At 61.6% G+C, this 21,633-nt stretch carries 29 protein-coding genes; 15 read left to right on the top strand and 14 right to left on the bottom strand.

Features of this window, described 5'->3' with window-relative positions; translation table 11 throughout:
- Window positions 1-98 precede the first annotated feature (98 nt).
- Both AB8A38_RS28450 and AB8A38_RS28445 read left to right on the top strand, forming a co-directional pair.
- A complete protein-coding gene (locus AB8A38_RS28450) occupies window positions 99-323 on the top strand; it encodes a hypothetical protein (RefSeq protein ID WP_439088214.1) in 225 nt (74 codons plus the stop codon).
- A 138-nt stretch (window positions 324-461) separates the two neighbouring features.
- A complete protein-coding gene (locus tag AB8A38_RS28445; RefSeq protein ID WP_068735728.1) occupies window positions 462-689 on the top strand; it encodes a hypothetical protein in 228 nt (75 codons plus the stop codon).
- 40 nt (window positions 690-729) lie between these two features.
- Here the strand turns inward: AB8A38_RS28445 and AB8A38_RS28440 are convergent, their stop codons facing one another.
- Together AB8A38_RS28440 and AB8A38_RS28435 are read right to left on the bottom strand one after the other, a co-directional pair.
- On the bottom strand, window positions 730-1,167 hold the full coding sequence (locus AB8A38_RS28440; RefSeq protein ID WP_439088213.1) for an acyl-CoA thioesterase: 438 nt from the start codon (window positions 1,165-1,167) through the stop codon (window positions 730-732).
- A 102-nt stretch (window positions 1,168-1,269) separates the two neighbouring features.
- Entirely contained in the window at window positions 1,270-1,587 is a 318-nt protein-coding gene (locus AB8A38_RS28435; RefSeq protein WP_439088212.1) for a hypothetical protein, read from the bottom strand.
- Between the two features lie 293 nt (window positions 1,588-1,880).
- Here AB8A38_RS28435 and AB8A38_RS28430 point away from each other — a divergent pair, with 293 nt between their 5' ends.
- The gene (locus AB8A38_RS28430; protein WP_315843032.1) at window positions 1,881-2,090 is read left to right on the top strand and encodes a DUF6894 family protein; all 210 of its coding nucleotides are present in this window, start codon (window positions 1,881-1,883) and stop codon (window positions 2,088-2,090) included.
- 94 nt (window positions 2,091-2,184) lie between these two features.
- Here AB8A38_RS28430 and AB8A38_RS28425 read toward each other — a convergent pair whose 3' ends face one another.
- Complete coding sequence (locus AB8A38_RS28425; RefSeq protein WP_315843033.1) at window positions 2,185-2,466, bottom strand: hypothetical protein; 282 nt, start codon at window positions 2,464-2,466, stop codon at window positions 2,185-2,187.
- 145 nt (window positions 2,467-2,611) lie between these two features.
- A complete protein-coding gene (locus AB8A38_RS28420) occupies window positions 2,612-2,902 on the bottom strand; it encodes an HdeA/HdeB family chaperone (protein WP_439088211.1) in 291 nt (96 codons plus the stop codon).
- A 231-nt stretch (window positions 2,903-3,133) separates the two neighbouring features.
- Between AB8A38_RS28420 and AB8A38_RS28415 the strand changes: the two genes are divergently transcribed.
- Window positions 3,134-3,373 carry a PilZ domain-containing protein gene (locus AB8A38_RS28415; RefSeq protein WP_439088209.1) on the top strand — a complete coding sequence of 80 codons (240 nt, stop codon included), beginning with the start codon at window positions 3,134-3,136 and terminating at the stop codon, window positions 3,371-3,373.
- Window positions 3,374-3,380: 7 nt separating this feature from the next.
- Here the strand turns inward: AB8A38_RS28415 and AB8A38_RS28410 are convergent, their stop codons facing one another.
- Together AB8A38_RS28410 and AB8A38_RS28405 are read right to left on the bottom strand one after the other, a co-directional pair.
- A complete protein-coding gene (locus tag AB8A38_RS28410) occupies window positions 3,381-4,781 on the bottom strand; it encodes a caspase family protein (RefSeq protein ID WP_439088207.1) in 1,401 nt (466 codons plus the stop codon).
- 173 nt (window positions 4,782-4,954) lie between these two features.
- Window positions 4,955-5,194, bottom strand: a complete 240-nt coding sequence (locus AB8A38_RS28405) for a hypothetical protein (RefSeq protein ID WP_439088624.1) — start codon at window positions 5,192-5,194, stop codon at window positions 4,955-4,957.
- 313 nt (window positions 5,195-5,507) lie between these two features.
- Here AB8A38_RS28405 and AB8A38_RS28400 point away from each other — a divergent pair, with 313 nt between their 5' ends.
- Window positions 5,508-6,719, top strand: a complete 1,212-nt coding sequence (locus tag AB8A38_RS28400; RefSeq protein WP_439088623.1) for a GNAT family N-acetyltransferase — start codon at window positions 5,508-5,510, stop codon at window positions 6,717-6,719.
- A gap of 18 nt (window positions 6,720-6,737) precedes the next feature.
- A complete protein-coding gene (locus AB8A38_RS28395) occupies window positions 6,738-7,682 on the top strand; it encodes a JmjC domain-containing protein (RefSeq protein WP_439088205.1) in 945 nt (314 codons plus the stop codon).
- Window positions 7,683-7,692: 10 nt separating this feature from the next.
- Here the strand turns inward: AB8A38_RS28395 and AB8A38_RS28390 are convergent, their stop codons facing one another.
- Window positions 7,693-8,358: a DsbA family oxidoreductase gene (locus AB8A38_RS28390; RefSeq protein ID WP_068735713.1), complete on the bottom strand. Its 666-nt coding sequence runs from the start codon at window positions 8,356-8,358 to the stop codon at window positions 7,693-7,695.
- Window positions 8,359-8,421: 63 nt separating this feature from the next.
- Window positions 8,422-9,240 (bottom strand): helix-turn-helix domain-containing protein, encoded by an 819-nt coding sequence (locus AB8A38_RS28385; RefSeq protein WP_439088203.1) that lies wholly within the window; start codon window positions 9,238-9,240, stop codon window positions 8,422-8,424.
- A 116-nt stretch (window positions 9,241-9,356) separates the two neighbouring features.
- Here AB8A38_RS28385 and AB8A38_RS28380 point away from each other — a divergent pair, with 116 nt between their 5' ends.
- Window positions 9,357-9,755, top strand: a complete 399-nt coding sequence (locus AB8A38_RS28380; RefSeq protein WP_439088201.1) for a hypothetical protein — start codon at window positions 9,357-9,359, stop codon at window positions 9,753-9,755.
- Here AB8A38_RS28380 and AB8A38_RS28375 read toward each other — a convergent pair.
- Complete coding sequence (locus AB8A38_RS28375) at window positions 9,752-10,453, bottom strand: SET domain-containing protein (RefSeq protein WP_439088199.1); 702 nt, start codon at window positions 10,451-10,453, stop codon at window positions 9,752-9,754. The genes AB8A38_RS28380 and AB8A38_RS28375 overlap by 4 nt on opposite strands.
- A gap of 148 nt (window positions 10,454-10,601) precedes the next feature.
- On the opposite strand from AB8A38_RS28375, the gene AB8A38_RS28370 reads away from it, so the two are divergent.
- On the top strand, window positions 10,602-11,237 hold the full coding sequence (locus tag AB8A38_RS28370) for a hypothetical protein (RefSeq protein ID WP_439088197.1): 636 nt from the start codon (window positions 10,602-10,604) through the stop codon (window positions 11,235-11,237).
- Window positions 11,238-11,257: 20 nt separating this feature from the next.
- Here AB8A38_RS28370 and AB8A38_RS28365 read toward each other — a convergent pair whose 3' ends face one another.
- From AB8A38_RS28365 to AB8A38_RS28355, 3 genes are all read right to left on the bottom strand, one after another.
- Complete coding sequence (locus tag AB8A38_RS28365; protein ID WP_439088195.1) at window positions 11,258-12,259, bottom strand: tripartite tricarboxylate transporter substrate binding protein; 1,002 nt, start codon at window positions 12,257-12,259, stop codon at window positions 11,258-11,260.
- Between the two features lie 85 nt (window positions 12,260-12,344).
- A complete protein-coding gene (locus tag AB8A38_RS28360; RefSeq protein ID WP_315843042.1) occupies window positions 12,345-13,244 on the bottom strand; it encodes a VOC family protein in 900 nt (299 codons plus the stop codon).
- A gap of 40 nt (window positions 13,245-13,284) precedes the next feature.
- Complete coding sequence (locus AB8A38_RS28355) at window positions 13,285-14,277, bottom strand: zinc-dependent alcohol dehydrogenase family protein (protein ID WP_315843043.1); 993 nt, start codon at window positions 14,275-14,277, stop codon at window positions 13,285-13,287.
- Between AB8A38_RS28355 and AB8A38_RS28350 the strand changes: the two genes are divergently transcribed.
- The 3 genes from AB8A38_RS28350 to AB8A38_RS28340 all read left to right on the top strand — a co-directional run bounded on the left by AB8A38_RS28350 (window position 14,257) and on the right by AB8A38_RS28340 (window position 16,759).
- Window positions 14,257-15,105 carry a GntR family transcriptional regulator gene (locus AB8A38_RS28350; protein ID WP_315843044.1) on the top strand — a complete coding sequence of 283 codons (849 nt, stop codon included), beginning with the start codon at window positions 14,257-14,259 and terminating at the stop codon, window positions 15,103-15,105. The two genes, AB8A38_RS28355 and AB8A38_RS28350, sit on opposite strands and share 21 nt — an antisense overlap.
- 161 nt (window positions 15,106-15,266) lie before the next feature.
- Window positions 15,267-16,127, top strand: a complete 861-nt coding sequence (locus AB8A38_RS28345; RefSeq protein WP_315843045.1) for a fumarylacetoacetate hydrolase family protein — start codon at window positions 15,267-15,269, stop codon at window positions 16,125-16,127.
- A gap of 50 nt (window positions 16,128-16,177) precedes the next feature.
- A complete protein-coding gene (locus AB8A38_RS28340) occupies window positions 16,178-16,759 on the top strand; it encodes an amino acid synthesis family protein (RefSeq protein ID WP_439088192.1) in 582 nt (193 codons plus the stop codon).
- A gap of 32 nt (window positions 16,760-16,791) precedes the next feature.
- Here AB8A38_RS28340 and AB8A38_RS28335 read toward each other — a convergent pair whose 3' ends face one another.
- Window positions 16,792-17,532 carry a TetR/AcrR family transcriptional regulator gene (locus AB8A38_RS28335; protein ID WP_439088190.1) on the bottom strand — a complete coding sequence of 247 codons (741 nt, stop codon included), beginning with the start codon at window positions 17,530-17,532 and terminating at the stop codon, window positions 16,792-16,794.
- 103 nt (window positions 17,533-17,635) lie between these two features.
- Here AB8A38_RS28335 and AB8A38_RS28330 point away from each other — a divergent pair, with 103 nt between their 5' ends.
- From AB8A38_RS28330 to AB8A38_RS28315, 4 genes are all read left to right on the top strand, one after another.
- Window positions 17,636-19,039, top strand: coding sequence for a carotenoid oxygenase family protein (locus AB8A38_RS28330; RefSeq protein WP_439088188.1), 1,404 nt, complete (start codon window positions 17,636-17,638; stop codon window positions 19,037-19,039).
- Window positions 19,040-19,265: 226 nt separating this feature from the next.
- Entirely contained in the window at window positions 19,266-19,589 is a 324-nt protein-coding gene (locus tag AB8A38_RS28325) for a hypothetical protein (protein WP_315843048.1), read from the top strand.
- Window positions 19,590-19,664: 75 nt separating this feature from the next.
- On the top strand, window positions 19,665-20,240 hold the full coding sequence (locus AB8A38_RS28320; protein ID WP_315843049.1) for a hypothetical protein: 576 nt from the start codon (window positions 19,665-19,667) through the stop codon (window positions 20,238-20,240).
- Window positions 20,241-20,291: 51 nt separating this feature from the next.
- Window positions 20,292-20,864, top strand: coding sequence for an inner membrane-spanning protein YciB (locus AB8A38_RS28315; RefSeq protein ID WP_439088185.1), 573 nt, complete (start codon window positions 20,292-20,294; stop codon window positions 20,862-20,864).
- Here the strand turns inward: AB8A38_RS28315 and AB8A38_RS28310 are convergent.
- Window positions 20,861-21,562 (bottom strand): Ig-like domain-containing protein, encoded by a 702-nt coding sequence (locus AB8A38_RS28310; protein ID WP_439088183.1) that lies wholly within the window; start codon window positions 21,560-21,562, stop codon window positions 20,861-20,863. The genes AB8A38_RS28315 and AB8A38_RS28310 overlap by 4 nt on opposite strands.
- Window positions 21,563-21,633: the final 71 nt, after the last annotated feature.

Genomic DNA, 21,633 nt, shown 5'->3' with positions numbered 1-21,633 from the left:
CCGACCGCAGTGGCCTAGTTTGAAAACAGCAGTGGTCTGATTTGATATACTGCCCATCGCACCCTGTTTCACGAATTCGAACTGACCGAACTCGCGCCATGCCGTTCACTGCAATACTAGCCCGAATTAAAAAGCTCATTCTTGTCGATGAGTCTGAGCACTACGCTGCCATCGAGCGTGGCTTTCGCGACGGCTCGTTGCATCAGCCCGTCAACCCGATGTCGGATGCCGAGCTGGCCAAGGCCATAGCCGAGTTCACGAAGACGCAACCTTCGGCCGGGAGCATCAAGATCCTGGGCGGCCGCTTCAATCCAAAGAAGTAACGCCGCCGTCGCAGACGGCCTTTTCCGCAACAAGACCCCCTCATCGATTCCGTTGAACGAAAAGGCATTTTCGGGCCGCGACGGAGACTGGACAGGGCCTCACCGCCACTTTAGAACGCTTCTAGCCAGGGAGCGTGGATGCCCAAGCCAAAGAAAACCGCCGCCGAACTTCAGAAGATCATTCGAGAAGCCGCCGCAATCGCAGGGCCATGGCCCAAGAACATGAGCGTGATCATCTATTCGCTCGATGACAGCTGGCGCGTCATCGTCAGTTACTCGGATCCGGCCCAGACCCCTTTTCGCGACCGGTTGATGGAGATCTGCCGGGGCCTCGCCCATTTCTACGATCTGGACGAGCCAGCCTAGAGTCGCCCGGCGCGCGCACTGGGCCCATGTGACCTGTGCTTTATCCCACGAGATGCGCCTCGCGCGTGGCGATCAGGTCGCGGATCGGTTGCGCGATCGGCACCGGGCGATGGGTCCTCTGGTCGGTATTGACCCAGACGATCTCGCCGGTGGCAAACAGATCGCCGGCTGCGCGCGCGAAGATGCCGAGCTCGAACACCAGACTGGAATTGCCGATCCGCGCCACGCGCGCGGCAACATCGAGCTCCTGATCGAACAGGATCGGCGCCTTGTATTCGATCACCGATTTGACGACGTGAAAGTCGACGCCGCTCACTTTGGCATCGGCAAACTGGTCATAGCCGAGCGCACGAAAATATTCGGTAATGGTCGTATCGAAGTAAGTGAGATAGTGCGCGTTGAACACGACGCCCTGACCATCGATCTCGGAATAGCGCACCCGAAACGGGTGGAAGAACCAGAACCGGTCGCGCGACATATGCCCCTCGCCTATGATGGCGGCTTCGATCTCCGCCCTGATGCTCCCTAGCCTCTCTTGCGCAGCGAAGCTAGCCGCCGCAGGGAGACCTCATGCCGCAACTCAGCTCCGCTTGATCGCCTTCAGCACAATGAAAATGTGCGATGCCGCGATGATCACCGACGCCAAGATGAGTCCGAGATTGGCGCCGTGAACCTTCTCCGGCGCAAAGGTCGTCGCCGTCCAGATGATCAGGCGCACCGTCAGCATGAAGACGACCATGCCCCACAGTGCAATCCGCTTCGGCGCATCCCATGTCGGCTTGCCGTCAAACCCCCATTGCATCGCGATGCGCTCACCTGCGATCCGCGGCTCGCCATAGAGGTTGCACACGATCATGACGGTCAGAGCACATGCAAATACGATATCGGCCGACGACATGATTGCCCCTATGTGAAATCGCGGCCGGATGACGCCCGCATCTCATCCCATCATACCGCAACGATCATGGCGCCCCATATCATGGCGGCCTTCGATGACAACCCAGAGATGCATCCCGGTTCCGAAAACGTATCCCTGCACGCGACGAGCCGCGCAAAAAAACCGTTTATTTGCCGCAAATTTTGCACATTTCTATCGACGCACGGAACAAGTTGGTTTAGCGGTATCATCGTCTTACAGCAACCTCAGGTGCTGCAGACGATTTACGCGCGCGCCAGCTGTGGTCGTTTCCCGTGCCTCGATTTTTCTTTCATATTATCGCCGAAAACACGTTCCTCGACGATGAAGGGACGAGCTTCAAGGACGATCAGGAAGCGATGCTGCACGCACGTCAGCTCGCCCTGGAAATGGTGCGCAGCCTCGGCACGATAAAGGGCGCGATCGTCGTCGAGAACGAAGACAGCGGCGGGTTGTTCGAAGTGCCGCTGTCCTGGAGCAACTGACACAGGCGACTAAGCCAGTGGCCGCGCGCGGGCTTCAGTCAATTTGCTTGCGCGACCGGCGGCACAAGCCGCCGATGCCACGGTCACCGCATGATCAGTTCGCAGCGCTGCCGGTCTTGGTGCGTGGCTGTTTCGCAGGCGCGGCCGCTTTCGGCGCATCGCTGCGCACATTGCCCCATGGATCGGCCGCAGCCTTGGTGTCGGGAATCTTGCGCAGCGACTCGCGATACGCCTTCTCGGTGATCGCGTCCTGCTCCTTCTCCTCCGCCGATTTGGTCTTCACCTCCGGCATCAGGTTCATCATCTGCGCGGCGGCCGGTCCGGTCAGAAGCGCGAGCGCTGCGACGACGCTGAATAGTTTGCTGGATCGTTTCATGGCACCAAAGCTCCGTGAATTTCGGAGGCGTTATACCACCGGCCATTCGGGCACGCCAAGCGCCTGACGCAAGGCACCCCGTCGTGCCTCACGCAGGTTGAAACCTTCGGAAACCAGGAAACCCGGGCGCTGGCCTGGACTGAGCCTAGTCGCCCAGCACTTTCTCCGCGGCCGTCACGATGCTGATGGTCGGGTGCGCCGCGCAATAGGTGCCGAACTTCTTGGCGCTCTCGACGAACACCTCGGTATCGATGATCGCATCGTCCGAGTCGCCCTTGTACCAGCCGTCCATCCAGGTCAGCACCATCTTGATCTCGTCGGGGCCGGACTCGACGAATTGCTTGCAGGACATGGTGGACAGATCGAGCACGACAGCCTGGGCCGGCGCGGCAGAGAACATGGCAGCGGCAGTCAATAAGGCGCAGGCGAATTTCATTACGGTCCCCTTCCCCGAAAAATGACGCCGGCCGATGGCTGGCTCGAGCGTCCAACGGCCCGACGGTATCATGGAGCCCATTTCCTTGATTTGATATCTTTATGAAATCTTCTGATCCTTCAGAACTTCACGAAGGATGAACAGGAGGGTCCGGATTTCCAGAATCGGCTTTATCGGCCGGCAAGATCGCGGTGCTAGACGTGGCGCATGCAGACGATGCGGACGACGACCATGATCGAGAAACGAGCGGCTCAACGACACCGGGTTCTGAAGCGCGGCACGCTGGCTTTCGGCGGCGGCGGTATCGATTGCACCGTCCGCAACCTATCGGCCTCCGGCGCGCGGGTTGATATCGCAAGCCCGCTCGGCCTGCCGTCGAATTTCATGCTGGTGATCGAGGCGGATCAGTTCATCCGCCGCTGCCGGCCGGTCTGGAATAACGACCGCCAGCTCGGCGTGGCGTTCGAGTAGGCGGCCGTCAGTAGCGCCCGCGGCCGCCATAGTTGCCGCCACCGTAACCGCCATAGCCTCCGCCACCGTAATAGATGCGCGGCACCGGCTCGTAATAGACCGGCGGCGCGCGGCGGACGATGACTTCTTCCTCCACGATCTCGCGGCCACGCCGCGGTGGTGGCGATGGCTTGTCGGCACGCTTCTTCGCAGGCTCGGTGGCTTTCTCGGCCTTCTTCGACGCAGGCGCTGCAGCCGGCGGCGCGCCGCACGGACATGTCGGGCCGGGTCCGGCCAATGCGACATTGGTCGGCACGTTCGCTGCCGCAACCGGCACCGGCTTGTTGCGCGTGCGTTCCTCAAGCTTCTGCGCGGTCGACGTCAGATCACTGTCGGGATATTTCGCCAGGAAGTCGCGATAGGACGGCGCGGTGTTGGTGATGACGGCGTTATTCCACGCCACCATCTTGTAGTGACGGTCGAGCCATTCTTTCGCCTGCGGGCCAAGCGGCGGCTCGGCATAGAGGCCGACAAAGGCCTCATAGGCTTCCACCGATCCATCCGAGACGATCAGGTTGTTGGCGTCCTGCACCGGCTTGCCCTGCAGCTCCTTGCGCCATTGATCGACGGTCTTCTTTGTCACGGCCGGCTTGGCACCGGCATCAGTGCCAAAGAAACGAAAGTCATTGACCAGCGACGAACTCTCCCACGGCGTTTGCCGGCCTTCGGTGGCCTGATTGACCGATAGCCGCACGCGCTTGAACGCATCCTCGATCGGCAGGCCTGGCTCGCGGCCTGCCTTCAGCAGCGCCGTCGTATAGGGGCTGTTGCCGTCCTTGCCGTCCTCGGCTTCGGCGCCGGGCGATGTTGAAAATGACAGCAAGGTGCCGGGCGTGCCGAATTTCACGTCGACCTGGGCGAGCCCGCGGCCGGTGGTCTTGCTGATGGCCGGAAACGGATTGTTGCGGCAGGCATCGAGCAGAATGATGCGGCTCTTGCTCGGCACGGATGTCAGCGTGTTCAGGATGTCGTTAAGGCGCACCGCCTGCAGCGGAATATCGGCTTCGCGCTTCGGATCGATATCGACCGGCACCAGATAGTTCTCGCCGTCGATCTGCAGACCGTGACCGGCATAGAACACCAGCGCCACCGTGTCGGGCCCCTTAGCGGACACATTGGCGGCGAAGCCGGCGATCCTGGCGCGCAGATCGTTCTGCGACAGGTCCGTCGCCGACTGCACCTCGAAGCCGGCATCGCCGAGCATCTGTGCCATGGCCTTGGCGTCATTGACCGGATTGGGAAGCGGCGCGATGGACCGATAGGAGGACTGCCCGATCACCAGCGCCACGCGACTCTCGGCCAAAGCGGCTGTTGAGCCGAGCATCACCGTGGCTGCAACGATCGCGCTGCGAATGACAGGACGAACCATCGAACAGTCTCCCCGGCCAAGCCGGCTCGCGCGACGGATAATTCCCCGCCTGATTCAACTGAAATCAGGATGGCCGCACGCCAACAATGCGACGGCCTGCCGCTGCCCAATTTGGTCGCCGTCAACGTAAGCGCGGTTCACGGGAACCGCGTCCGACATGTGCTGCCCGACGGTTACTTTTTCTTCGCGGTCGTTGTAGGCGCGGGAGCCGGCGCGACGCCGCCCCACGGATCGTATTTTTCCTTGGGAGTCGGAACGCGCTCCAAGGCGGCCTTGTAGGCCTTCTCGTCGATCTTCGGCTTTTCGGGCGCGGGCGCATGGTCGCTGCCGCCGCGCTTACCGCCGCCCATCTGCGCGTTCGCCGGCGCAGCCAGAAGCGCGACTGCCGCGATCGCCAATACCAATGCTCTCATCATGGGTCCCTCCGGCGCCTTGATAGCCTGACGTGCAGGCCATTTTCCAGCCCCAACATGGCGAGGCCGCGACCATCGACCGCAGGTCCGCCCGTCCTCGGAAACGAGCGAATAGTCCGGCCCCGCCACCCCGGCCGGCCCATATCCGCTGAAAACACAGGCTTTTCAGCGACCGTTTGGTGAATGATCGGTTGCACATTCCCGTCAAATTTCGTGTCCGGAAAAACCGGATCTTGGAATGTTTCTCCTAGTCTCCGCAAACAGCAATGGAGAAGCGGCCTGCGCCGCCTTCCTTGCGACGGGGATCGGGGACGTGGTCGACATTGCAAACCCAGCCGGCATGCATGGCAGCAGAGCGACGGGCGCCGGGATGACCGCGGCGAACCTCCCAGCGTCTGCGCCCAATACGCTTGCGCCGCTCGCGGCAATCGCGCCCGAGCCATGGCGTGCGCTTGCCGAGCAGGCCGTCGAGCCGAACGGCTATTACCTCGCCGACTGGGAACTGGCCGTAAATGCATCCGCGCGCGGCCGCACCGATGTCGCCGCGCTCAGCGCCTGGATGAGCGACACCGGCACACCCCGCTTGATCGGACTGCTGCCGGTGATCACCGCACGGCGCGCCTATCGCATTCCTCTCCCGGCACTGGTCAGCGCCGATCCCTATGGCACGCTCTCCACGCCGCTACTGGACCGCGACATGGCATCGGACGCCGTGACGCTCCTGATGACGCAGGCCCGCAAGGCCGGCGCGCATGCGCTGATCCTCGAAAACGTCTCGCTCGATGGCGCCGCGATGCAGGCGATCCGCAAATCGCTCGCCATGCAGGACATGGCGCCGCGTATCCTGCAATCGCACGCCCGCGCCTATCTCGATGCCACGCGCGATGCCGATGACCTGCTGCGCGATGCGCTCGGCGCGAAGAAGCTGAAAGAACTGCGCCGCCAGCGCAATCGTCTCGCCGAAAACGGCGATGTGACATTCGAGATCGCGCGCACGCCGGCCGAGATCGCGGCGACCATCGACACGTTCCTGACGCTGGAAGCGAGCGGATGGAAGGGCAAACGCGGCACCGCCTTGATGCAGGATGCCGGCGACAACACCTTCATTCGCAGCGCTACCAAGGCGCTCGCCGAACACGGCCAATGCGAGATCGTCACATTGCGCGCCGGCGACACGCCGGTCGCGTCCGGTGTGCTGCTCAAGCATCTCGATCGTGCCTTCTATTTCAAGCTCGGCGTCGACGAGCGTTTCGCCAAACTATCCCCCGGCGTGCAGCTCACCCTCGACGTGACGCGGCATCTCTGCGCCGATCCGGCGATTGCCTGTGCCGACTCCACCGCCAATGCCGGTCATCCGATGATCGATCCGATCTGGCGCGGCCGCCTTGCCATCGGCGACGTGCTGATTCCGCTGCGCAAACACGACCCGCTCGTCGCGCTCATCCACGGCTCGCTGACCTTGCGTCGCTCCATCCGCGAGCCGTTACGGCGCGTGGCCCGCTCCATCCGAAACCGTCTCCGCTAGATATCCAGGGGGTCAATCATGAACGCTGCAACTGACGTCGCGCCGGTGATCTCGGCCGCAAATCAATCGCTCAAGAATGACTTCCCGCTGAAGCCGTTCGCCATCAGGCACAAGCTCGCCGGACATCCGCTGCTGACGCTGCCGCGCATCGCGCAGCTGGCAGCCGAACTACCGCGCGATCTCATCGAATACAATTCGGGCAAGGTCGCGATCAGCCAGGACCCCGACGCGATCCCGTCGGTCGATCTCGACCCGGTCGAGGTGGTCCAGCGCATCGAAACTGCCGGCGCCTGGATGGTGCTGAAGCGGATCGAGAATTCGCCCGAGTATCATCAACTGCTAGAAGACACGCTGCTGTCGGTCGCCCGTGCGCGCGGCTTCAACAGCCTGCTTGATGCCGGCTTCGAACAGCTCGAAGGCTTCCTGTTCGTGTCGTCGCCGAATTCGACCACACCGTTCCATCTCGACAGCGAGGATAATTTCTTCGTCCAGATCCACGGCGAGAAGTTCTTCACGGTCTACGACAACAAAGACGGCGCCATCGTCTCCGACGACGAGATCGAGCGCTCGATGACCAAGCACCGCAATCTCAAATTCGACGACAGCTTCGCCCCGCGCGCGGTCGAGTTTCACATGTTCGATGGCGACGGCTGCTATGTGCCCTATCAGTGGCCGCATTGGGTGCGCACGGCCGGATCGTTCTCGATCTCGATGGCAATCACCTGGAAGACGCGTGAGGTGCGCCGCGTCAACGACCTGCACTTCTTCAACTCGATGCTGCGCGGCATCGGCTTCCCGCAGAAGCCGCCGGGACAGCAACCGGTACTCGATACGCTGAAGCTGGCTTTCTACCGGACGGTCACTACGGCGATCAAACCGATGCGCAGTTCGCTGGCAATGCGTAAAGTGCTGCGGCGCATCGCGCTCGGCAAGAAGGCGAACTACTATCTGAAGGGCGCGTAAGCGCGCGCCCTTACTCGGCCGCCTCCGCGTTCACTTCCGCCGAGACCTGACGGATCGCGCGCGCAAGCTTCTCCGCATCCTGCGCACCGGACACGGCATATTTGCCGGCAAAGACGAAAGTCGGTACGCCGGAAATTCCCTTGTCGGCGGCTTCCTTGGCGTTGCCGGAAATCAGCTCGACGTCCTCATCAGTGGCGAGGCGCTTGCGGATGTCGTCCGCATCGAGACCGACATCGGCCGCCGCCTGCACCAGCGTCTCGCTCTGCGTGAGATCGCCGCCATCGCGGAAATACAATTCCATCAGCCGCTGCTTGACCTCCGCCGACTTGCCGGAGGCTTCGGCCCAATGGATCAGCCGGTGGCAATCGATGGTGTTGGGCTGGCGCTTCACGCTGTCCGGGCGATAGGTCAGCCCTTCCTGCTCGGCCGCGTCCACAACACGGCCGGCAATGCCTTTATAGGCTTCGACCGAACCGAACTTGGTCTCCAGATAGGTCGAGCGATCGATGCCCTCGCGCGGGATCCATGGATTGAGGAAGAACGGCCGCCAATTGACATGCACTGGCACGTCGGGGACCAGCGCCAACGCATTCTCGATCCGACGCTTGCCGATATAGCACCACGGGCACACGACGTCGGAGACGATATCGATCTGAAGCGGCTTGACGGTGCTCATAGGCGGGCTCCCTGTATTTGTTCCGCCCACAAATAGGCGTCATGGACATCGCGGACAAGGCCGTCAGGTCCCGTTTGAAGCGATCTCGCGAAGCCTGTTCGCCGTGACCTCATCTGCCGGAAAGAACGTCTCGATGGCGATTTCCGACAACGTGATATCCAGCGGCGTACCGAAGGTCATGGTGGTCGACATAAAGCTCAGCACATCGTCGCCCAGCTTCATGCGGAACGGCACCACGACGCTGTCAGCCGTGATCGGTGCCGACCGCGCCGGTACCGGATAGGTCTTCAATTCCTGATACAGTTTGAGCAAGTCAGGATCGGCGGTCGCCTCGCATTGCCGGTGCAGGCGCTCCAGCAGATGCGCGCACCATTCGCCAAGATTGATGGTGCGCGGGGCCAGTCCCTGCGGATGAAAGCTCAGTCGCAAGACATTCAAAGGCGGCGCCAGCAATTCAGGCGCAATGCCTGACAGCAGCGGCATCACCATTCGGTTGGCCGCGACCAGATTCCAGTGCCGATCGACCGCCAGCGCCGGATTCGGCTCATGCGCCTTCAGCACGAGGTCGATGGCCTGTCGCGCCGAGTTCAGCGCGGGATCGTCCAGCGCACGCTGCGGAAAGGCCGGCGCGAAGCCAGCAGCAACCAGCAAGACATTGCGCTCGCGCAGTGGCACATCGAGCCGCTCGGCCAGCCGCAACACCATCTCGCGCGAGGGCGAGGCGCGGCCGGTCTCCAGGAAACTCAGATGACGCGTGGAAATCTCGGCATCGCCGGCCAGATCGAGCTGGCTCAGGCGGCGGCGCTGCCGCCATTCGCGCAAATGATGACCGATCCCGGCGGGCCGGGATGTTGTGGAGGACGCTGCTAGCCGTGTGTTCATGGCAAAAAGCTAACACGCGAATTTCGCAGCTTCCATGACCTCACAGGTAATCGATTTGGCTCCGCGGCGCCGTCATTGTCGGGACATCCACAACGACCAACCGAAGGACAACGACCATGATCAATCCCTCTCTCCTGCTCCGCCGCGCCATCCAGATCGACGCCGTCGTCAGCGGCGCCATGGCGCTGCTGCTGACCTTTGCCGCGGGCCTGCTGGCGCCGCTGCTGCATCTGCCTGAAGCGCTGCTACAGGAATCCGGCCTGTTTCTGATCGCCTATACGGCGCTGGTCGGCTGGCTCGGCACCCGCGCGACCATGCCGAAGCTGCCGGTGCTGGTGATCATCGTCGGCAATGCGCTGTGGACGCTGGGCAGCATCGGCCTGCTGTTCTCGGGCGCGGTGACGCCGAACCTGCTCGGCCAGATCTTCGTGGCCGCGCAGGCGATCGCGGTCGGCGTGTTCGCGGAGCTGCAATATGTCGGGCTGCGCCGAAGCGCAGCGGCACAGGCGGCTTAAGCGGCCTTGCTCCTGGCGTTGCCGGCCTTTGCCTTGCTGGCCTTGGCCGACCTGGATTTAGCCGACTTGGCCTTAACAGACTTGGCCTTGGTCGCTGCGGAGGTCTTCTTCGCGGCGGCCTTGGTCGTTTTGGCTTTGCCCGAAGCCGCTTTTCCCGAAGACTTGGCCTTCTTGGCCTTATCTTTGGCCCTCTTGGCCTTCGCCTTTTCTTCCTTCTTCAGCGCCTTGCGCTCGGCCTTCTCCTTGGCCTTGAGCTTCTCGGCACGTGCCTCGGCGCGCTTCTTCTTGCGCTTCTTCTCGCAAGAATCGCATTTGCAGCCGATCGGCTTCAGGTATTCCTTGAAATACTCCGTGCCGTAATCGTAGTTGATCTCTTCGCCCGGCTCGATCTTCTTGATCGAGCGGATGATGATCTTCTTCTTCGCCGCATTGACGTCGGACTCGGCGTTCGGCTTGCAGGCGTGGTTGATATAGCGCGCGATGTTCTTGCGGATCGAACCATCGACGGTCCAGCGCTTGCTGATCTGGAACAGATACTTGTTCTCGATCGCGTCGTGCTTCTCGTTCTTCGAATCCAGCAGGGGCCCGAAGTATTGGACGATCTTGACGCCCTTCTTGATCGGCTGGGTGGCGAAAAGACCGAGACCTGTTTTGGAACGGCCGATGCGATATGGCTTGGCGGAAGTCGAGGCGGGCATGGGATGAGGAACTGACGCTGCTGGAGACAAAATGAAGGCTGACCAAGCTGTCTAGCGCGATTCAGCCAGCCCTGTCAGCCGCTTCCGTTGAACCTTCCCCAGCTTGTGAACGTCAAACCTGCACCTTTCCCGTGCAGGATGCCCTTGAATGCCCCGCGTACCCGCTCTCGCTGTCGCCCTGACGATCCTGTTCGGCGCCGTTTCAGTTGCCGCGGCCGACACTATCGGCAGCGTCTACACGTCGGTGGCCGACAAGGACTGCCGCAAGGTGTCCAACCTCAAACTGGATGGCGATGATTACGCCGCGGAACGGACCTGCCGCGGCCTGGCCGGTCTCGTCGTGGTGAAGAATGAGGACGACCTGCGCGAGACCATCACGGTCGGACGCAGCGCCAGCGCGGCTGACAAGGAGCCCGCAGCGTCGCAGGGCTTCGGACCGTTCAACTCCACCACCAACACGATCGAATGGCGCGTCATTGGCGGCAAGCCATTCGCAATGATCCAGCGCTGGCACATCGCCGATAACGACGATCCGGAGAAAAATGGCCGGCCAAAATCCAAGCAGATGCTGGTGGTTACGCGCCTGCCACCGGGCGCGGTGTGTCACGTCGCCTATATCGACGTGACAGCCAATCCGGATGCCAATGAGATAGCCCGCAAGGCCGCCGGCGAACTCGCCCGCGGCTTCGATTGCAGCAAGGACAAGATTAGCGTGATCGGCATCGGCGGCCGCGCCACGGCACTGGCGATGGCATCGCGCAATATCCCGGGCCTGGCTCGGTAGGGTTCAAATCGATCGCGTGGTCAAAGCTTCGGTATTTTCGCCGCGTCGATCACCGCCGTCCATCGCGCGATTTCCGACGTGACCAATTCACGCATTTCCGGCGGCGTGCTTCCCCGCACCTCGCCACCGATCGCCGCTTCCAGCCGCGCCCTGATCCCCGGGTCGGCCAGAGACTTCAGAACGGCTGCGTTGAGTTGGGCGATGATCCCCGGCGGAGTGCCCTTCGGCGCCAGCAGCCCAGCCCACGTCCTGACATCGAACCCCTTCAGACCTACCTCGTTGGCCGATGGAACATTCGGCAGCAAAGCACTCCGGGTCGATGATGTAACGGCGAGGCCACGCACCGCACCACTCTCGATCTGCGGCGCAACAAGCACGCTGGTGCCAACGATCATCGGCACATCGCCCGCGAGTAACGCGGTGATCGCCTGAGAGTCGCCGCGATAGGGCACGTGCAGCACGTCGATGCCGGCTGCCGCTTTCAACAATTCGCCAGCAAGGTGATGCGTACTGCCGAAGCCGACCGATCCGAAACTCAGTGATCCCGGCTTGGCCTTTGCGAGCGCGATGAGCTCTCCCAGCGTTTTTGCTTCATAGTCGCTGCGGGTAGCGACGACGAGCGCGTAATAGACGATCGTGGAGATCATCTCGAAACTATCGACGGGTTGATAGGACAGCGATTTGTAAAGCCCCGCCGAAATCGCGTGGCCCCCGGTCACAAGGCCGAGCGTGTATCCGTCAGGCGCAGCCTTGGCGACCGCGTCCGATGCGAGATTGCCGCCTGCACCAGGCTTCGCTTCGACGATGACGGTCTCATTGAGCTGTTTCGCCAGCCCGTCGGCAACAACGCGGGAGAGCGTGTCCGCCGCCCCACCCGATGCGAAACCGTGCACGATCCGAATGACACGATTTGGGTAGGCTTGCGCCGAGGCGCCAGGCACGTCGATCGACGAGACTATAAATATAGAAACCGCGACGCATGCGAGAACTCTGCCCCGAATAGATTTCGACAGCTGGCTCATTATTTCCTCCCGTTTTATTTCTTCAGCACTGATCGCCGAGGTGCCGATCTGTCGCTTCATGGCGGCGACTTTGTCGGCAGCGATGTCATGTCGCCTTGCGTTTGAACTCCACCAGCTCCGGCGATGGAGCCGGCCCCCAGATATCTCGGGGGAGACCTACCCAGACCTTGGGGCGCTGCGGACGATCGCGGTGCCATGGGCGTGGCTCGAAATAGCCAAGCTCTTCATCGATCATCTGATCGAGATCGAAGAACAGTTCGATGAGATGACCATCCGGATCGCGGTGATAGATCGCAACATTGTGGCCCGGGCCATGACGCACCGGCCCCCACAGGATCTGCATCTTCTTGCGCCCGAGCAGGTCGCAGGCGCGATGCATGTGCGAGGCATCACGGAGCTCGAAGGCCGCGTGATGCAATCGCCGACCCGGGCCGCACGCGAAATTGACGGAGTGATGGTCGAAACCACACCGCATGAAGACGAAGGCGTCCTCGATCCAGTCCGACACGCGGAAATTCAGCACGTCGCCATAAAATTTTGACGCCTTCAGCGGGTCTTGCGTGTAAAGCGCGATATGGCCTAGGCGGTCGGCTGCAATGCCGCCGACAGGCTGTTCCGCGACAGCGAATGTCGGCCCCGCAAGCAGTTCGATCTCCATTTCCTCGAAGTCGCGGAACAGCACCGAACGGGACACGCCAGGAAGCGGATCGGACTGGATCTCGGCCGCAATTCCAGCCCGCGACAGCGTTGCCACCAGGTCAGCGAAATCCAGATCGGGCGCCACTTCAAAGGTCAATCGCCGACAAGTCGCCTGATCGCCACGCTGCAGGACGACGGCGAGTTCGTCCGAGTCGGTGGCCAGCAATGCGCGACCGGCGTCACGCGTCACCACACCGAGTCCGACCACCGTTTGATAGTAGTCGATCTGCCTGTCGATATCAGGCGTAACGAACGTCACATGCCTGATGCGTTTTACCTTGATCATGTGGTCCTCCGTATCTCGTTCCAGACCGATAGCCGTTCGCCTACGGGGTCATGATGATCTTGCCGAGCGCGCCCCCGGACTCCAGCAACGTGTGCGCCTGCCGGACCTCGGATAATTTCAGCCGCGCGGAGATAGCGGGCTTGATCTCCCCGCGCCCAAGCAGCGAGATCAACTTCCCCATGATGGCGCGGCGCGCATCGCGGTCATGGTCGTAGATGTGAAAGGAGAAGCAGCGCACGGCCGGACAGACGTCGAGATACTTCCGCATCTCTCCCATCAGGTTTTCTTCGGGAAGGCCGGCGAAGGCGTTGTAGGAGACCAGCGTCCCCCATTTGCCGAGCACGCCGAGATAGGAGACGAATTCGGGACCGCAAACATGGTCGAGCACAAGGCCGACGCCGCTCGCCCCGGTCAATTCGCGCGTCCGCGCGACGACGTCCTCGTCACGATAGAAGATCACGTGGTCGACGCCGTTGGATTTGGCGAACCGGGCTTTTTCGGCGGTGCTGACCGTACCGATCACCGTCATGCCTGCCAGCTTCGCCAATTGCACGATCGACGTGCCGACGCCGCCAGCAGCACCGATCACAAGCACACTGCCTGCGGGATTGTGCCCACCGCATTCATGCAGCAGCGCCCAGGCCACCTGATAGTTGGCGAGACAGACGGCGTCCTGAAGATCGACGGCATCAGGCAACAGATGGATGGCATCGGCCGGCGCCACCACATATTCGGCGTAACAGCCGCCGCGCTGTGACAGATCCCGGGCGCTCAGCAAAACCTTCTGCCCGACCGAGATGCCGACAACACCGTGACCGACTGCGGAGATGCGCCCGGCGACATCATTCCCCGGATTGGCCGGCAGTGGCGGCATCCACTTGTAAACGCCGCGCCGGATCAAGGCGTCCGGCTGGCCGACGCCAAAAGCCTCAGCCTTGATCTGCACCTCTTTCGGGCCCGGAGCCGGAATGGCGACATCGACATAATCGAGCGAGTCGGGACCACCGGGACGATGAACCAGCACAGCCTTCATGAATCCACCCTGCAGAAGTTATTTTCGAAAATATGTCCTATTACGAAAATTATTGCAATAGCGGTCATGCGCCGGCATTCTGCAACCAGCCGGCGCCATCAGCCGGCGGAATCCGAGGTCCATTACATGACTGCTTCGGCCGTCAAATCGCGCAAAGAATTCGGCAAAACACTCGCTGTCGATATCACGCACCGACTGCGTCAGGATATCGTCGCCTGCCGGCTCAAACCTGGCGAACCGCTAAAATTCGATGCCTTGAAGCTCGCTTTCGGCGCAAGCTTCACGACCCTGCGCGAGGCGCTGACCTCGCTGACGGCGGACGGCTTGGTCGTTGCCGAGGAGCAGCGTGGCTTTCGCGTGGCGCCCGTTACGAGCGACGACCTGATCGACATCACCCAGACCCGGATCCTGATCGAGATCGAACTACTCAGCCGCTCCATCACAAATGGCGGAGATGACTGGGAAATAGCGGTTATGTCGACCCTGCACAGGCTGGGACGCATTGAGGAAAGGCTTCCCGGTAATCACGTCGAGAACCCGGAATGGCAGATCGCTCACCGCCAGTTTCACGAGGCACTGGTGTCGTGCGGGCGCTCCCCGACCTTGTTCGGCATTCGGGCTTCGTTGTTCGAGCGCGCCGAACGCTATCGAAACCTGTCCGCCATGTTTCGCCCGCAACCACGCGACAAGGTCGGTGAACATCGCGCCATCATGCAGGCCGCGATTGCCCGCGATACAAATCTCGCGACGTCCTTGATAGACCAGCATATCCGCAGCACCTCCGACAATGTCGTGAAATACGCGTCTCATCTGCTGACCGAATCCTGAGACGGATCACCGCCTTTCCGGCGAAAAAACAGACGGCGTCCCCAACATCCCGCCTGGAAAGTCTCCGCAGGCGCCGTCAACCCTCTTGTCAGGCTTTATTTTCGAAAATATAATAAACTTACGAAATTTCGATATCCGGGATTATACAGAAAGGCCTCATCATGAAGCTCTTGTCTTTCAGCCATCAGCAGCGCGAGAGCTGGGGAGCCGTCGTCAACGACGCGATCGTCGATCTCGGCAAGGCGCTCCCGCACTATCCGACGCTCGCCGATTTCATCGCCAGCCCCGACTTCGCCAAACGCGACCAGATCGTTGACGGACACAAGCCGGACCTGAAGCTCTCGGACATCAGCTACCTGCCCGTGATCCCCCGCCCCGAAAAGATCGTCTGCGCGGTGCGCAACTATCTCGACCACCACAAGGAAGCGGTGGCTCATGGCATGGACCGTCAGATCACCGAATTCCCGCCTATCTTTCTGCGGGTCTGGCGCTCGCAGGTTGGCCACAACCAGCCGGTGATCCGGCCGAAAGTCTCCACACATCTGGACTGGGAAGGTGAGCTCGCCGTCGTGATCGGCAAAGGCGGCCGCCATATTCCCGAAAGCGAGGCGATGAACCACGTCGCGGGCTATTCGATCTACAACGACGTCAGCGTCCGCGATTATCAGCGACACGCGCAGCAGATCGCGGCCGGCAAGAATTTCGTCGGCACCGGACCGTTCGGCCCGTGGCTGGTGACCACCGATGAATTGCCGGACCCCACCAAGCTAAAGCTCGAAACCCGCGTGAATGGTGACGTCGTCCAATCCTCGGACACATCCTTTTTGATCTTCTCGATTCCCCGGCTGATCAACTACGCATCGGAAATCTTCGACCTCGTCCCGGGTGACGTCATTGCAACGGGAACGCCTGCCGGCGTCGGCTTTACGCGCAAGCCTCCGATCTTCCTGAAGGCTGGCGACATCGTCGAAGTCGAGATCGAGAAACTCGGCATCCTCAGCAATCCCGTCATCGACGAATAGTCAGCGGACGGCTCCCTCGCAACGCTCGCAAAACACGGACTGGGTTAGCCATGACATCCTACGACATTCGCAAGACCCAGACTTCCGTCGAGACGATCTGGCATGAACGCGGGCCACGTCTCTCGCAGCCGCTCCATGTCGGCACGGCACTTGCGATTATCCGCAATCCTTTTGCTGGTCGATACGAGCCGGACCTGATGGCCTTCCAGGCCGAACTTCGCGAACTTGGCCGCTTCCTGGCAGCTGAACTCGTTCAGCAACTCGGAGGCAAGGAACGCATCGAAGCTTACGGCAAGGGCATGATCGTCGGTGACGACGGCGAGCTCGAACATGCGGCGGTGTGGCACGAAGCCGGCGGCTGGGCGATGCGCGAGATTCTCGGCCAGCCCAAAGCCATCGTGCCGGCCGCGAAGACCGTCGGCGGGATCGGCACGCGGTTGATGGTCCCGCTCGGGCATATCGAAGCGGCCTATGTCCGCAGTCATTTCAGTACTGCTGAAATGACCATCTGGGATGGCCCGCGCCGCGACGAGATCGCCTTCGGCCTGGTGATGGCCACCGGCGGAAGGCCGCATGCACGTATTGGCGGGCTGGCAGCATCCGATATCTCGGTGCATGACGGACAGCGATAGCGACCGCAAACAAAGCCACGCGAAAAGTTTCGCTACTTCGGTGTTTCCATCGCCCTGGCGACGGTGATCTTCAGCATCTCGACGAACAGCTTCTCTGCGTCGGTGCCATCAGGCAAGCGGCGCAGGATATCAGTGAGGCGGCCATCGAGGGTCAGCATGGTGAAACCATGCACCAACGACCACGTGCGCGCGATCTGCGCGGCCTGCTCGATGGTCAGCGCATCGGTGGCGACATTGCCCGGATGATGTGCGCCGACCACGCTGGCAAGACCGGCGAAGGATGCATTGGCTGCTTCGCGCAGATTCGGCCGGGTCATGTCGAGCCGTTCGGTACGAAACATCAACTGATACATGCCGGGCTGCGCACGTGCATAAGCAAGATAGGCCTTGGCGCGGGCGAGCGCGCTTTCGAGCGGCGTCGTGCCGCTCGCGCCAGCCGCAGTCATTGTGGCGTTGAAGTTGCGAAAGCCGATGGCGGCGAGTTCGCTGACGAGGCCGGTGAGATCGCCGAAGTGATGCGTCGGTGCGGCGTGCGATACGCCGGCTTCGCGGGCGACGGCGCGCAGCGTCAGGCCAGATAGTCCATCGCGCTCCAGCACGATCTCCGCGGCTTTCAGCAGCGCGCCGTGCAAGTCCCCGTGATGATAGGGAGATTCGGCGCCGGCGGTTTTTTTGGCCGCGCCCTTGGCTTGCGAATTTCCTGCGACCTTCTTGCGGCGGTCTTGCGGCACGGCGCGCGGTTTCGCGGTCTTGGTCTGCTTCGTCATGGTCATGTTATAGGTCGTCATTTTTACACTGTAAAGATTTTGCTTGACGGGCCGGCCGCTCACATCTAGCAATCTAGACAACGTAAAGATAACAGCATGGGAGACGACGATGGCGCTGCTGGACCCGGTCGAGGCTGCTCATGACAATCTTGCGCCGATCCCGATGGAGTGCGACGCGCCGTTCCTGACAGTCATCGGCGAATTGCCGCGTGAGCTCAACGGCACGCTCTACCGCAACGGCCCCAATCCTCAATTCGAGACGAAAGGCTCGCACTGGTTTGTCGGCGACGGCATGTTGCATGCCTTTCACATCGAGAACGGCCGCGCGAGCTATCGCAATCGCTGGATCCACACGCCGAAATTTCTCGCCGAGCACGATGCCGGCCGCGCGCTCTATCGCGGCTTCGGCCAGAAAATGCCGGATGCCCCGGCTTCACTTGGCAATGACTCAGGTGCAGCTAATACCAACATCGTCTTTCATGCCGGCCGCCTGCTCGCGCTGGAGGAAGGCCATGCACCAACCGAGATCGAACCGGGCACGCTGAAGACGCTCGGCTATCAGAACTATAGCGGACGTATCGGCGGGCCGTTCACCGCGCATCCGAAGATCGATCCCGTTACCGGAGAGATGAATTTCTTCGGCTATAATGCACGGGGAATCTTCAGTCCCACGATCTCGTTCGGCGCGATCGATTCATCGGGTATCGTGACGCGTTTCGAACGTTTCGATGCGCCCTATGCCAGCATGGTGCATGACTTCATCGTCACCGAGAATTACCTGTTGTTTCCTATCCTGCCCATCACCGGCAGCATGGATCGTGCGCGGTCGGGCCGCCCGCCCTATGCCTGGGAGCCGGACAAGGGTTCTTACGTCGGCGTGATGAAGCGCGGCGGCAGCGCGGATGATATCAAGTGGTTTCGCGCCGAGGCCTGCTACGTCTTCCATGTTATGAATGCGTGGGAGGACGGCGACCGCATCATCGCCGACGTCATGCAGTCCGAAGAAGCGCCGCTGTTCACGCATCCCGACGGCTCGCCGACAGATCCTGCGAAATCCAATGCGCGACTGTGTCGCTGGATCTTCGATCTGTCGGCCAATACCGATCGCTTCACCCGCACCTATCTCGACGACGTCACCGGCGAATTCCCGCGCATCGACGAACGCCGCTCCGGCCTCGTCAGCACGCAAGGCTGGTACGCCTGCGATAATCCGGCACCGGGCGCCAGCAAGGCCTTTTCCGGGATCACACATGTCTGGCGCGACGGCGTCAGGCTCGGCCAATACATGCTGCCACTCGGCGACAGCATCTCCGAGCCGGTCTTCGTCGCGCGGGGCAAGGATGCAGCCGAAGGCGATGGCTGGCTGCTCGCGGTGGTGTGGCGCGCCCGGCAGAACCGCAGCGATCTGGCAGTGTTCAATGCCACCGATATCGCCGCGGGCCCGATCGCTCTCGTTCAGCTCGGTCACCGGGTACCGACGGGCTTTCATGGCAACTGGGTTGATTCCTCATAAACCGTTGATCTAAAGACAATTAAATATCTCGGCCCACATAATTTTGACAGTGTAAAGATTTTTGTTGACGAATCTGTTGGTAGGACTTAAAAGTCATCTTGACATTGTAAAGATGAAGCGGCCGGGAAACACGTGGCGCCCTTTCTCATGAAGGGCGCGGCTGCCACCGCCTCCTGAAGCACAACGGTAAAAGTCTCACTCGACAACAAGCGCGCGGAACCACGCCATGATCAACGTCCTCGCCAAGCTGGCCATCGGCTTCCTGTCCACCATCACCTTCTTCACGACCTTCGCGATCGCGGGAGACGTGCTGATCGCAACTGCCGTCGCCATCGCAGGCGCTGCGACACAGTTCGTTCTCGCACGAACCGCATATCGCAGGCCGGACATGATGACCCGGGCAGCAAGCTGGGGCAGCCTGGCCCTCGTGCTGGTTGTGACCGGGACCACGCTCGTCGGCATCGAACCATCCGGCGCGGCCGCCTCGGCCTCTCATGACGTTTTCATGCCGGTCGGCAATGTCTGCCCGCTCTCACAGCAAGACATATGATCGCAGGATGATGAGCAGCGACGCGACGACCTAACGAACGAAGCCCAAACGACATAAACCCGAGCTGGAAACGCCATGGCGTCTTTTCTCATCATTGCCCCGTTCGGTGCTTTCGCCATGCTGATGATGGTGACGTCGATCGCGATCAGCCTGTTCGCCGCAGCGGCACTGTCGCTCGGCATCGTCGCCTGGGACGTGATCCGCGGCGGCTCGCTGAAGATGCTGGCGGCAGGCTCGGTGCTGATCTTCAGCGCGCTGGGCTGCTACATCACACTGGTCGATGGCAACTGGAGCCCGATCGCTGTACGCCTCGCCGTCGATGGCGGCGTGCTTGCCATCGCGCTGCTGTCGCTGACGTTCCGTTTTCCCTTCACGCTGCAATATGCCCGTGAGCATGTGGATGTCGAGACCTCGAAGCTGCCGGGCTTCATGAAGGCAAATTACATCATCACCTGGGCCTGGACCGGCGCCTTCGTGCTGATGCTGATCGCGGACATGCTGATGATCTACATGCCCTCGCTGCCGCTGTGGATCGGCTTCGCGATCGCCTTTGCCGCGCGCAATTCCGCCGTTGCCTTCACCAAATGGTATCCGCAATATCGCCGCGCAAAATACGGCGCTGCGAAGCCGGCAGAGCCGCTGAAGCCCTGATCCACTTCGCCTGCAAATCTACGCCTGACCATCTCGACCGGGAGCACTGCGATGAAGGACGTATTCGCCAAACTTGGCCAGGATTTCTTCTCCACCATCGTCTTCCTGGTACTCTACCTCGTCACCGGCGACGTCCTGCTGGCAACCTGCGTGGCGATTGCCGGTGCCATCGCACAGTTCGTCTACGCCCGCGTCAAGGGTCAGAAGCTTGACATCATGACCTACGCCAGTCTCGCGCTGGTGGTCGTGCTCGGCGGCGCGACGTTGCTGACCAAGGATCCACGCTTCGTGCTGGCCAAACCCAGCATTGGACATTTCGCCATCGGCGCGATCATGCTGCGCAAGGGCTGGATGCTGCGCTACCTGCCACCCATCGTCAGCGAGACGATCCCTGAATATGTGACCGCTGCGGGTTATGCCTGGGCCGCGCTGATGTTCGCGCTTGGCGCCGGCGTCATCGCTGTGGCCATGACCGGCGATATGAAACTGTGGGCGTTCTATGTGTCGGTCGTAGCCATTGGCGCCAAGGTGCTGGCCTTCGCGATCCAGTATGTCGTGTTCCGGGTGATCGTCAGCCGCAAGCTGCGCGCAGCTGCAGCGACGGCGCCGCAGATGGGCGCCTAGTCGCCGGCTCGCAGCAGCGAACTTCGTAGATGCTGCACACCGACATCTACCGTCAGCCGCGCCGAGGCCGCGGGAGCGTGCACGGCGTCCCCTTCATACTCGGCCGTGATCCAGCGCGCGCCATCCGCCAGCGCCGAGGTGGTGAATGACGCCATGCCGGCGCGGTCGAGGCCGACATGGGCTGCGAGAATCTGCTCACCATCACGAAACGTCACGGCACCTTTCGGAACGCCGTCACGGCTGGCAATCGCGGCTGTCAACGTGACCACCGCTCCAGACGGACAAGGATTCTCGGACGACGACACCGCCACGGCCGGCGTGCCCCGTATGATCTCGACCACCACCGCCGACCGGCTCGGCTGCACTACGACAGGCAGATAATTCGACGTACCCATATAGTCCGCGCGGAAGCGATGCGGACCCGGCGGCAGTCGCTGGACCACCAGCGAGGGATGGGCCACATCGACCCAGCCAAGCACAGTGAGCGTCGTCTCATCGACAAAGCGGACAATGCCGCCGGGGACACCGCCGCCGCCTTCGCTCGTCACGGAGGCCGTGAGTGTCGTGCGGCCGGTCGCATCGATGGATGATGCCAACGTGGTGCGGGTCTGTTCGGAGTGGATGATGGATTGGGCGCGGACTGCGGTCGGACTTGCAAGCACACATGCAGTAACAACGACCAGATGAAAATTGTTCACCTGTTACGCTCCGGTTAGCCGCCCCTGGGGTGAGGCGCCTGGCCGGCGAAAAGGTTCAACACAAAAGCAGG

Origin of the sequence: Tardiphaga sp. 839_C3_N1_4 (genome assembly GCF_051811045.1) — a bacterium.
Taxonomy (GTDB): Bacteria; Pseudomonadota; Alphaproteobacteria; order Rhizobiales; family Xanthobacteraceae; genus Tardiphaga.
The sequence above is the reverse complement of the archived record's forward strand: the minus strand, read 5'-3'. Positions and strand labels throughout refer to the sequence as shown.